Source organism: Streptomyces sp. NPDC059668 (assembly GCF_042734135.1).
In the GTDB taxonomy this organism is placed as follows: Bacteria; Actinomycetota; Actinomycetes; order Streptomycetales; family Streptomycetaceae; genus Streptomyces.
Map to the genome: position 1 here is coordinate 14762 of NZ_JBHWEL010000032.1, position 11507 is coordinate 26268.

General features: G+C 71.5%; 9 protein-coding genes. 6 read left to right on the plus strand and 3 right to left on the minus strand.

The window, feature by feature from the left end:
* Nucleotides 1-180: 180 nt before the first annotated feature.
* Nucleotides 181-1530, minus strand: coding sequence for a S1 family peptidase (locus ACFV2J_RS22890; RefSeq protein ID WP_385093824.1), 1350 nt, complete (start codon nucleotides 1528-1530; stop codon nucleotides 181-183).
* Between the two features lie 195 nt (nucleotides 1531-1725).
* Between ACFV2J_RS22890 and ACFV2J_RS22895 the strand changes: the two genes are divergently transcribed.
* The 5 genes from ACFV2J_RS22895 to ACFV2J_RS22915 all read left to right on the plus strand — a co-directional run bounded on the left by ACFV2J_RS22895 (nucleotide 1726) and on the right by ACFV2J_RS22915 (nucleotide 8767).
* Nucleotides 1726-2139, plus strand: coding sequence for a PaaI family thioesterase (locus tag ACFV2J_RS22895; protein ID WP_385093826.1), 414 nt, complete (start codon nucleotides 1726-1728; stop codon nucleotides 2137-2139).
* 478 nt (nucleotides 2140-2617) lie between these two features.
* The gene (locus ACFV2J_RS22900) at nucleotides 2618-2833 is read left to right on the plus strand and encodes a type A2 lantipeptide (protein WP_385093828.1); all 216 of its coding nucleotides are present in this window, start codon (nucleotides 2618-2620) and stop codon (nucleotides 2831-2833) included.
* Nucleotides 2834-2923: 90 nt separating this feature from the next.
* A complete protein-coding gene (locus ACFV2J_RS22905; RefSeq protein WP_385440275.1) occupies nucleotides 2924-3733 on the plus strand; it encodes an HlyD family efflux transporter periplasmic adaptor subunit in 810 nt (269 codons plus the stop codon).
* Nucleotides 3730-5952 (plus strand): NHLP family bacteriocin export ABC transporter peptidase/permease/ATPase subunit, encoded by a 2223-nt coding sequence (locus ACFV2J_RS22910; RefSeq protein ID WP_385093834.1) that lies wholly within the window; start codon nucleotides 3730-3732, stop codon nucleotides 5950-5952. The genes ACFV2J_RS22905 and ACFV2J_RS22910 overlap by 4 nt, the downstream gene beginning before the upstream one ends.
* A 1-nt stretch (nucleotide 5953) precedes the next feature.
* Nucleotides 5954-8767 carry an NHLP bacteriocin export ABC transporter permease/ATPase subunit gene (locus ACFV2J_RS22915; protein WP_385440279.1) on the plus strand — a complete coding sequence of 938 codons (2814 nt, stop codon included), beginning with the start codon at nucleotides 5954-5956 and terminating at the stop codon, nucleotides 8765-8767.
* Between the two features lie 4 nt (nucleotides 8768-8771).
* Here the strand turns inward: ACFV2J_RS22915 and ACFV2J_RS22920 are convergent, their stop codons facing one another.
* Both ACFV2J_RS22920 and ACFV2J_RS22925 read right to left on the minus strand, forming a co-directional pair.
* Nucleotides 8772-9308, minus strand: coding sequence for an SRPBCC family protein (locus tag ACFV2J_RS22920; RefSeq protein WP_385440281.1), 537 nt, complete (start codon nucleotides 9306-9308; stop codon nucleotides 8772-8774).
* 6 nt (nucleotides 9309-9314) lie between these two features.
* Nucleotides 9315-9668: an ArsR/SmtB family transcription factor gene (locus tag ACFV2J_RS22925; protein WP_385097184.1), complete on the minus strand. Its 354-nt coding sequence runs from the start codon at nucleotides 9666-9668 to the stop codon at nucleotides 9315-9317.
* Between the two features lie 198 nt (nucleotides 9669-9866).
* On the opposite strand from ACFV2J_RS22925, the gene ACFV2J_RS22930 reads away from it, so the two are divergent.
* Complete coding sequence (locus ACFV2J_RS22930; RefSeq protein ID WP_385440284.1) at nucleotides 9867-11366, plus strand: MFS transporter; 1500 nt, start codon at nucleotides 9867-9869, stop codon at nucleotides 11364-11366.
* Nucleotides 11367-11507: the final 141 nt, after the last annotated feature.

Sequence of the window (11507 nt, forward strand, 5' to 3'; positions counted from 1 at the left end):
CGCGACCCCCCCCCCCCGGGGGGGCCCCCCGCCCCCCCCCGCGGGGCGGCCCGCGCCCGGGCCGGGGGCCGGGGCCCCGGCCACCGGGTGGGGCCGGCCCCCCCGCGGGGGGGCCCCCACCTCCCACCTCCGGCCGGGACGACTGTCCGCGGCCGGGTCAGTGGCTCTGCGTCAGCGGTGTCACCCGTTCGAGCTCACCATTCCGGAACCGTCGTCCGCGCCGGTGCCGGACTGGTCACCCGCGGCGCCCGACTGGTCGCCGGTCCCGGACTGGTCACCGGCCGCCGGGTCGCTCGCCGGCGGGGCGCCGGCCGCGGGATCGCTCGCCGCCGGGTCGCTGGGCTCGGCACCGGCCGTGGCGCTCGCGTCACCCGCGCCGCCGGCTCCCGCACCCGCACCCGCACCCGCACCCGCACCCGCACCCGCACCGAGCGTCGCGCCGGTCGCCGTGAGCGCGGTCGTCACCGGCTGGAAGAAGGTCTCCCCGCCGACGGTGCAGTCGCCGCTGCCGCCCGAGGTCAGGCCTATCGCGCTGCCGTCCTGGGTGAAGAGCGAACCGCCGCTGTCGCCGGGCTCGGCGCACACGTCGGTCTGGATGAGTCCGGTGACCGTGCCCTCGGGATAGTTCACGGTGGCGTCGAGTCCGGTGACGTTGCCGTCGTTGAGCCCGGTCGTGCTGCCCATCCGGAAGACCTGCTGGCCCACGGCGGCGTCGGCGGCCTGGTTGATGGCGACGGTCTGGCCGTTGCCGACGTTGACCACACTGTTGGTCTGCGTGTTCGGGTCGTCGTACTTGACGAGCGAGAAGTCGCCGTCACCGGGGAAGGTGGCCTGGTCGACCGTGGCGATGGGCGCGCCGTCCTGCGCGTCCGACCACTGCTTGGCCGCGACCCCGCAGTGTCCGGCGGTCAGGAAGGCGGGACTGCCGTCGCTCGCGGTGACGTTGAACCCCAGCGAACAGCGGGCTCCGCCGCCGAAGATGGCGTCGCCACCGTCCACGAAGGTCTTGAAGGTGCCGGCGGACTTCTTCACGGTGGCCATGCCGGAACCCAGCGAGTCGACGGTCGACGTCAGCTTGTTCCAGTTCGCACCTGTGACCGTGCTGTCGGCGGTGACCCGGAGTTGGTTGGTCTTGGGGTCGACGGACCAGGCGGTGCCGGGGATGGTCGCGTCCGTCTTCAGCGTCCGGGCGGCGGACTTGAGGGCGGCGAGGCTGTTGTCGACGCTGCGGGGAACGGCGCCGGCCTTCTTGACCGCGTTGACGACATTGCTGTTGTCGCCGACGACGTTGATGACGACCTGTTGCTTGGCGGCGTCGTAGTACGCGCCTCCGTAGGCCTCACCGAGCTGGGTGGCGAGGAGCGAGGCGAGATCCGAGGCGTCCGCGGCCTTCAGCGTCTTGGGAGCGGCGTCCTTGGCGTCGGTCTGCGAGGCGTTGGCGTTGGGCAGCAGCAGTGCCGCGGCTCCGAGCGCCGCGACGCTTCCCGCGGCGATGGCGGCCTTGCGCTTGGGAATCCTTTTGTGACTCAACTCTTGACCTCCTGGGGACGGGGTCGATGCCACCGTCCGGCGGCTGACTGGGGGGCGCCTGGATGCCTGTTGATACGTGTGAGTCGCGGGGGTTGTTCAACTCCGCTTGAGAAAGGCAGGAGTCGGCCCGGCGCGCGGCATGGATTACGAGGTGATCGCGTCTTTCCTCCGGTCGACCGGGGAACGATGCCCCACATGACACTGAACCTTGCCGAAGCCGACACGATCCTCTCCACCCACTTCGCCCCCTGGGTGCTGGACCTGGGCCTGTCGGTGGCGGAGTTGGGTGAGGGCCGGGCGGTGCTGCGGCTGCCGTGGTCCGCCCGGCTCGCCCGCGCGGGCGGCTCGATGTCGGGGCAGGCCCTGATGGCCGCCGCCGACACGGCGACCGTGATCGCGGTGTCGGCGGCGCGCGGCGCCTTCGTCCCGATGACGACGGTCCAGCAGTCCACCAGTTTCCAGCGCGCGGTCACGGACGCGGACGTGCTGGTCGAGGCGGTCCTGACCAAGCTCGGCCGCCGTATGGCCTTCGCCGACATCACGATGACCGCGGGCGAATCCCGGGACGTCGCGGCGCGCGCGAGCACGGTGTACGCCCTGCTGGGCTGAGGGCCACCGTCCGCGAACGGGCGGTGACACTCCGTCCGCGAACCGGACCGGAATCCTTGCTTCAGCGAATCTGCACATCGAATGCGCAGGCGCGTCACGGCGACCGACGGATCTGCACAGTCGCACGCCCCTCACGCACCATTGGGACGGGAGTGTCCCCTTGGGTCGCGGACCGGCAAGGGTGGCACCGAAACAATGCCGTGCAGCATGTGAAGAAGTGGCCGCAAAGACGTGCGCACACCTGCACGGTTGGGCCGAAGTCGCGCTCAAGTGCCCAGGTGGGAGCCCTGGTTGATTGGATACCGGCCTCGCGACCGTGCTTTGATCCGTGCACCGCGGAGGTCGCGGCAGGCTTCCGGAGACGGGAGCCGCACGACTCCCGGAAACGGGGTCCGCACCCCCGCGGTGGCGGCCGTCATCTGTCCCCAGAGGGGGCCGCTCCCCCCTTATGAATATCCATACGAAGGGAAGTTCCCCCATGAACTCCACCCCCCAGGTTGCCACCGCCGAGATCTCGGACGCGGACCTCGACAACGTCTCCGGCGGCCTGTCGCTGAACGCCGTCGGCACGGTCACCGGCCTGGTCGACAGCGTCGCCCCGGTCTCGGGCATCGTGGGCACGGCCGTCGGCACCGTCGAGGGTGTGACCGGCCTGAACACCGCCCCGGTCACCGGCCTGGTCGCCGGTCTCTGATCGCGCCTCATCCCGCTGAGTCCCGGAACCACTCCCCGGTTCCGGGGCTCTCGGATGCCGTAGATCTCTCCGACAGGTGAGGGAAGTACTGTGCAGTTCCGCCAACAGGCCCTCGCCAAGCTGCAGTCAGCCGAAGAACTCGACCTGCCCGTGCGCTTCGCCCGCCCCCAGGGCTGGCTCGTCCTGTCCGTGACCGTGGTCGTCATGGCGGCCGCGTCGGTCTGGGCCGTGACGGGCACCGTGGCCTCGACGGTCGGCGCCCCCGCCGTCCTCACGCACGCGCAGGGCAGTTACGTCCTGCAGAGTCCCGTCGCCGGCCAGGTCACCGCGGTCCTCGCCAAGGAGGGCGAACGGATCGCCGCCGACGCCCCGGTGCTGAAGGTCCGTACCGCGCGGGGCGAGACCTCAGTCGTCCGTGCCGTCGCCGCGGGCCGGGTCACGGCCCTCGCCGCCACCATCGGCGCCATCATCTCCACCGGTGCGGACGTCGCCGCGGTGGAGAAGGTCGCGCACGCCGGCGATCCGCTCTACGCGACGGTGTACGTGCCCGCCGAGAGCGCCTCCGCCCTCCCCGCGGGCGCGGCCGTCGACCTCACCGTCCAGTCGGTGCCGACCCAGCGGTACGGGGTGCTGCGCGGCCGGGTGAAAGCGGTCGGCCGGAGTGTGCAGACGCAGCAGCAGATCACTTCCTCCCTCGGCGACAGTCAGCTCGGCGAGCAGTTCACCAAGAAGGGCAGGCCGGTGGCCGTCCTGGTCTCCCTCGACCGTTCGTCCCGTACCGAGAGCGGCCTCAAGTGGTCCTCGGCGGACGGGCCCCCGTACCCGCTGACCTCCATGACCCTGGCCACGGGTTCGATCCGGCTGGCCGATCAGCGTCCCGTCGATTGGCTGCTGCCGTGACCACCGCGCAGGACACCCGGGGCAGACGTCGCGCCGCACCGCCGAAGCGCACGGTCCCCAAGAGCACCCGCAGGACCGTCCGTACGCCGACGGTCCTCCAGATGGAGGCCGTGGAGTGCGGCGCGGCCTCCCTCGCCATGGTCCTCGGCCACCACGGCCGGTACATCCCCCTCGAAGAGCTGCGCATCGCCTGCGGCGTCTCCCGGGACGGCTCGCGCGCCAGCAACCTCCTCAAGGCGGCCCGCGGTTACGGCCTCACGGCCAAGGGCATGCAGATGGACACGGCCGCGCTCGCCGAGGTGCAGGCGCCCGCGATCCTGTTCTGGGAGTTCAACCACTACGTCGTCTACGACGGAATGGGCCGCCGGTTCGGACGGCGCGGAGTGCACATCAACGACCCCGGCAAGGGCCGCCGTTTCGTACCGATGGAGGACTTCGACACCAGCTTCACCGGCGTGGTGCTGGTCATGGAGCCGGGCCCCGACTTCCGCGCGGGCGGCCGCAGGCCCGGGGTCCTCGGAGCCATGCCGGCCCGGCTGCGCGGGACGTCGGGCACGATGCCCGCCGCCGTGCTGGCCAGCCTGCTGCTGGTCGCGGTCGGCGCGGCGGTGCCCGCGCTCAGCCGGACGTACATCGACACCTATCTGATCGGTGGTCAGACCTCGCTGCTCGGCGTGCTCTTCGCGTCGATGGGTGCCTGCGTCGTACTGACCGTACTGCTGACCTGGCTCCAGCAGGCGAACCTGCTCCACGGCCGGATCGTCTCCTCGACGCTCAGCAGCGCACGCTTCCTGCGCCATCTGCTGCGGCTGCCGGTCACCTTCTTCTCCCAGCGCAGCCCGGCCGACCTGGTGCAGCGGCTCCAGTCGAACGACGCGGTGGCCGAGACGCTGGCCCGCGACCTCGCGGCGGCGGGCGTGGACGCGGTCGTCGTGGTGCTCTACGCCGTTCTCCTCTACACCTACGATCCGCAGCTCACGGCGGTCGGTATCGGTGTCGCGCTGCTCAACGTGGTCGCGATGCGGGTGGTGATCCGGCTGCGCGCGACCCGTACCGCGAAACTGCGCGCGGACAGCGCCCGGCTCACCAACACGGCATACACCGGGCTTCAGTTGATCGAGACCATGAAGGCGACCGGCGGCGAGGACGGCTACTTCCGCAAGTGGGCCGGGCAGCACGCCACCACGCTGGAGGAGCAGCAGCGCCTCGGGGTGCCGAGTGCCTGGCTGGGGGTGGTCGCGCCGACGCTCGCCACCCTCAACAGCGCGCTGATCCTCTGGATCGGCGGCCTGCGGGCGATGGAGGGGCACATCTCGATCGGTCTGCTCGTGGCCTTCCAGGCACTCGTCACCCGCTTCACCGCGCCGCTCACCCGGCTCAACGGCGTGGCGGGCCGCATCCAGGACTTCGCCGCCGACGTGGCACGTCTCAAGGACGTCGAGAACTTCCAGGCCGACCCGCTGTACGCCCGCTCCGGCACCGGCGACTCCACCCGCAGGCTGCACGGTCATGTCGAGCTGGAGAACATCACGTTCGGCTACAGCCCGCTCGACAAACCCCTGCTCACCGGCTTCTCACTGACGGTGGGCCCGGGGCGGCAGGTGGCGCTGGTGGGCGGCTCGGGGAGCGGCAAGTCCACGGTCTCCCGGCTGATCTCGGGTCTGTACAACCCTTGGGAGGGCACGATCCGCATCGACGGGCAGCGTCTCGACGACATCCCGCGCGGCGCGCTCGCGGCCTCCGTCTCCTTCGTCGACCAGGACGTCTTCCTCTTCGAGGGGACGGTCCGCGACAACGTGGCGCTGTGGGACCCCTCGATCCCGGACGACGCCGTCGTGACGGCGCTCCAGGACGCGGCCCTGTACGACGTCGTGGTGCGGCGGCCCGGTGGCATCCACAGCCGGGTCGAGCAGGACGGCCGCAACTTCTCCGGAGGTCAGCGCCAACGCCTGGAGATCGCGCGGGCGTTGGTGCGCAGGCCGAGCATCCTGGTCCTCGACGAGGTGACCAGCGCGCTGGACGCGGAGACCGAGCAGACCGTCATCGACAACCTGCGCAGGCGCGGCTGCGCCTGTGTGGTGATCGCGCACCGGCTCAGCACGGTGCGTGACAGCGACGAGATCGTGGTGCTCCAGCACGGCACGATCGTGGAACGCGGGCGGCACGACGCCCTGGTGGCGGCCGGCGGTCCGTACGCCGAGCTGGTCAGGGAGCGATGAGATGACGACGGTTCACGAGGGCGACGTCGTCCTCGGCGCGCTCGGCACGATGGGTACGCCGGTCGACTGCGCCGGGCTCAACCGCCTCGACCTGGAAGGGCCGCAGGTGCTGTGGCTGGTGGCCGCGGGCGCCCTGGACCTGTTCGCGGTGGACGCCGCGCAGCAGGGCCACTGGCACCATCTGGGCCGCCTCGAAGCGGGCTCGCTGCTGCTCGGTCCCGTCGCCGGCCCCCAGCACACCCTGGTGGGGCGCCCGTTGCGGGACTGCTCGGTGCGCCGGATCGTGCTGCGCGAGCTGTACCAGCCGGTGCCCACCGAGACCTGGTCCTACAACGAGTACGGCAACCCCCAGTACGTGCCGCCGACGTCGAGCCCACTGGAGTACGCCCTCGCCCTCGGCGTCGGCCGCAGCCTCTCCATCCTCTTCCAGGCTCCCACGGCCACGGAGAACGCGGCCGCGCTCACGGACGACGACGTCTTCTGGATGCAGGTGCCGCCGGGGAGTGTGCAGTACGGCTCGCTGTACGGGGCGGAGGCCGCGGCGGACCTGCTGATGGACTCGGGTGTCTGGCAGGGCATGGTCGACCAGCAGTACCGGCTGCTGGCCACGCTGGACCGCTGGATCGAGCAGCTGGAGGCCCGGCACGAGGACCGGACGGCGGCGGGGATCAAGGCCGGCGAGGCCGTCCGCGCCCAGGCCGACCGGACCCTGCTGGCCTCCATCGGCAAATCGTCCAAGCGCCCTACTGCGGCCGACACGGACGCCACGTACGCGGCCTGCGCGCTGGTCGCCCGCGCGTCCGGGATCGCGCTCGCCGAGCCGGCGCAGAGCGGCACGGAGAGCGACCGGCTCGACCCGGTCGAGCGGATCGCGCTCGCCTCGCGCGTCCGCAGTCGCGCGGTGCGCCTGGACGGGCACTGGTGGCGGGACGACATCGGTCCACTGGTGGGCCGGCGCGCGGTGTCGGGCAGTCCGGTCGCACTGCTGTGGCGGCGCGGCGGCTATGTGGCCGTGCAGCCGTCGTCCGGGCGGGAGACGCCGGTCGAGAAGGCCAACGCGGCCGAGTTCGAGCCGCGGGCCGTGATGTTCTACCGCCCGCTGCCCGAGCGCCGGCTGAGCCCGTTGCGGCTGGCGCGGTTCTGCCTCCAGGGCACCGGCGGCGATCTGCGCAACCTCGCGGTCAGCGGTCTCGTCACCGTGGCGATCGGCGCCCTGGTGCCGATCGCGACCGGCAAGGTGCTCGGCGAGTACGTGCCGAAGGCCCAGCACGGACTCATCGTGCAGGTCTGCCTGGCGATCATGATCACCAGCGTGGTGTCGGCGGCGTTCATGCTGTTGCAGAACCTCACGCTGCTGCGGATGGAGGGGCGGATCGAGGCGACGCTGCAACCGGCCGTGTGGGACCGGCTGCTGCGGCTGCCGACGAAGTTCTTCACCTCCCGCTCGACCGGTGAACTGGCCAGCGCCGCCATGGGGATCAGCGCGATCCGCCGCCTCCTCGCGGGCGTCGGCCCCACGCTCGCGCAGGCCGGCACGGTCGGCATGATGAACCTGGGGCTGCTGCTCTGGTACAGCGTGCCCATGGCGCTGGCCGCGGTCGCCATGCTCGTCGTCATCGCGGCCGTCTTCCTCGGGCTCGGCCTGTGGCAGGTGCGGTGGCAGCGGCGGCTCGTCGTGCTCGGCAACAAGCTGAACAACCAGGCGTTCCAGACCCTGCGCGGACTGCCCAAGCTGCGGGTCGCGGCGGCGGAGAACTACGCGTACGCCGCCTGGGCGGGTGAGTTCGCGCGCAGCCGTGAACTCCAGCGGAAGGTCGGCCGCATCAAGAACCTCACCACGGTGCTGGGTGCGGTCTATCTGCCGCTCTGCTCCCTGCTGATGTTCATGCTGCTCGCCGGTCCGGCGAGCGGCTCGCTGTCGGCGGCGGACTTCCTCACCTTCAACACCTCGGTGACGATGCTGCTGACCTCGGTCACCCAGCTCACCGGCGCCTTCGTCTCGGCGGCGGCCGCGCTGCCGATGTTCGAGGAGATCAGGCCGGTGCTCGACGCCACCCCGGAGGTCCGGGTGGCGAGCACCCGCCCCGGCGTGCTGTCCGGGGCCGTCGAGGCCCGCAGGCTCTCCTTCCGGTACGCCGACGACGGGCCGCTCGTCCTCGACGACGTGTCGTTCGACATCCGGGCGGGCGAGTTCGTGGCGATCGTGGGCCCCAGCGGCTGCGGCAAGTCCACCCTGCTGAGACTGCTCATCGGCTTCGACAAACCGGTCTCGGGCAGTGTGCTGTACGACGGTCAGGACCTGGCGGCCCTCGACCAGTCCGCCGTACGCCGTCAGTGCGGTGTCGTGCTCCAGCACGCGCAGCCGTTCACCGGCTCCGTCCTCGACTGCATCTGCGGCACCGAGCCGTACACGCCCGAGGAGGCGATGGCCGCGGCCGAGATGGCGGGCCTCGCCGAGGACATCAGGCGGATGCCGATGGGGCTGCACACGATCGTCTCCGGCAGCGGCGCGGTCTCGGGCGGCCAGCGCCAGCGTCTGATGATCGCGCAGGCGCTGATCCGCCGGCCGCGCATCCTCTTCTTCGACGAGGCCACCAGCGCCCTGGACAACGAGACCCAGCGCACGGTCATCGAGAGCACCAAGGCGCTCAACGCCACCCGGATCGTGATCGCGCACCGGCTGTCCACGGTCTTGGACGCGGACCGCGTGATCGTGATGGAGGAGGGCCGGGTCGCCCAGCAGGGGCCTCCCGCGCGGCTGCTCGCGGACACGAGTGGGCGGCTGCACGAGCTGGTGCGGCGGCAGCTGGCGTGAGGGGTCAGTCCTGCCCCGGTACCCGGGCCCCCGAGGGGACACCGGCGGCGAGGTAGGCGCGGTAGATCTCCGGCCAGGGCGTGCCGGCCCCGGCGTGCGGGCCCGGGGAGTGGCGGCCGAGGGCCTTGGTGTCGAGGGCGGCGAGGCACACCTCCCACCCGGCGCCGTTGCGGGCGGCGGTGTCCTCGGCCGCGAGCACGTCGGTGAGCGTGAAACGCGTGCGCTTCTCGTCGAGGGCCTCGAGGTCGAAGTGCAGCTCGTCGCCGCCCCAGGCGAAGGAGAGGTGCCGGGGCGGGTCGACGGCGATGACACGGCCCGTGGAGTCGGGCATGTTCGGGTCGCCGCTGAACCTGATGGTGCCGCCGGGGCGCAGTTCGATCTCCGCGCGGGACGGGAACCAGCCGGCCAGTTCCTCCGGGTCGGTCACGAACTGCCAGACGCGGGCGACGGGGTGGTCGTAGGTGCGGCTGAAGCGGACGGCGGGCCGGCCGTCGTCAAGGGTGAGGTAGGTACCGGTGAGTGCGGTGCGTTCGGCCGACATGGTGACTCAGTCCTTCACGGAGGGGGCTTCGGGATCGTCCGACGGCTCCCCCGCCGCCCTGTCCAGACGGCGTCCGAGAGTGTCGAGGCTGTCGTTCCACAGCGTGCGGTACGGGGCGAGCCAGGCGTCGAGTGCGGCGATCGGGGCCGGGTCCAGCGCGTAGACGCGGCGCTGCGCGTCCTGGCTGACCCGGACCAGGCCCGCGTCCCGCAGCACGCGCAGGTGCTTCGAGGTGCTCGGCTGGCTCAGTCCGCATGCCGCCACGATCTCTCCGACGGGGCGCGGGCGCTCCCGCAGCAGCGCGACGATCGCGCGGCGGTGCGGGTCGGCCAGGGCGGTCCAGGGAGTGACGTCGGGCATGGCTCCAATATGCCGCGTTGGTTATATGCCGGTCAAGGCATACACGAACCTGTGGACTCGCGATGTGACGGTCACCTCATCCGGCACCCCTAGCGAAACGTTGCAGTTTCGCAGAGCGGTGCCCTACTCTCGATGTGTACGAAACAGTTTCGTTTACGTCTCCGTCACCCTGAGCGACTTCCCTGGAGTGGTTCTCCCATGCCCCAGACCCTGACCGAAGGTGCCCGCAAGGGCTCCGTGGACTCCTCGTCCGCGCCGTCGCCGAGGCGGTGGTGGATCCTCGCGATCATCGGCATCGCGCAGCTGATGGTGGTCCTCGACGCCACCATCGTGAACATCGCCCTGCCGTCCGCCCAGGCCGACCTCGGCTTCTCCGACGGCAACCGGCAGTGGATCGTCACGGCGTACTCGCTGGCCTTCGCCTCCCTGCTGCTGCTCGGCGGACGCATCGCCGACCTGTTCGGGCGCAAGCCCGCCTTCCTCATCGGCGTCGCCGGATTCGCCGGCGCCTCGGTACTCGGCGGCGCCTCCACCAGCTTCGGCATGCTGGTCACCGCGCGGGCCCTCCAGGGCGTCTTCGGCGCGCTGCTCGCCCCCGCCGCGCTCTCGCTGCTGAACACGACGTTCACCGACGCCAAGGAACGCGCCAAGGCGTTCAGTGTCTACGGCGCGATCGCCGGTGCCGGCGGCGCGGTGGGTCTGCTGCTCGGCGGTGTGCTGACCGACGCGCTCGACTGGCGCTGGACGCTGTTCGTCAACCTCGTCTTCGCGGTCGTCGCCTTCGCCGGCGGCTGGGTCCTGCTGAGCAGCCACCGGGACGCCGCGAACTCCCGGCTCGACCTGCCGGGCACCCTGCTCGTCTCCTCCGGCCTCTTCGCCCTGGTCTACGGCTTCTCCAACGCCGAGACGCACGACTGGAGTTCACCGCTGACCTGGGGCTTCCTGGCCGCCGGCGGCATCCTGCTCAGCGCCTTCGCCCGGTGGCAGACCCGCGCCGAGCACCCGCTGCTGCCGATGCGCGTCCTGCTCGACCGCGACCGCGCCGCCTCCTTCGTCACCGTGCTGATCACCGGTGCGGGCATGTTCGGTGTCTTCCTCTTCCTCACCTACTACCTGCAACTGAACCTGGGCTTCAGCCCGACGAAGACCGGTGTCGCCTTCCTGCCGATGATGGCGACCCTGATGATCATGGCTCAGGTGTCCACGACCGTCCTGGTGCCGCGCATCGGACCGAAGATCGTCATCCCGGCGGGCTTCGCGATCGCCGTCGGCGGCATGGCCTGGCTGACCGGTATCGGGGTCGCCTCGGACTTCTCCACCGCCGTGCTGCCGCAGCTGCTCCTGATCGGCGCGGGCCTCGGCATCGTGATGCCGCCCGCCATGTCGCTGGCCACCAGCGGGATCGCCGCCGAGGACGCGGGCGTCGCCTCCGCCACGGTCAACACCATGCAGCAGGTGGGCGGTTCGATCGGCACCGCGCTGCTGAACACGCTCGCCGCGAGCGCCGCCACCAGCTACCTGGCCGGCAAGGACGCCACGAACAAGCTGGTCCGGGCGCAGTCGACGATCGAGAGCTACACCACCGCCTTCTGGTGGTCGGCCGGCTTCTTCGCCGCGGGCGCGGTCATCGCCTTCCTGCTCTACCGCCGTGGCGCCCAGGAGCAGGACCCGGACGCCGTGCGCGCCGTCCACATGTAGAACCCGTGTGATCACCCCGGAACCGGGGGGGGGGGGGGGGGGGGGCCCCCGGGCCCCCCCCCCCCCCGGCGGGGGGGGGCCGCCCCCGCGGGCGCCCCCCCGCGCGGCTTAAAAAAAAAAGAACCCCCCCCACCCCCCGGA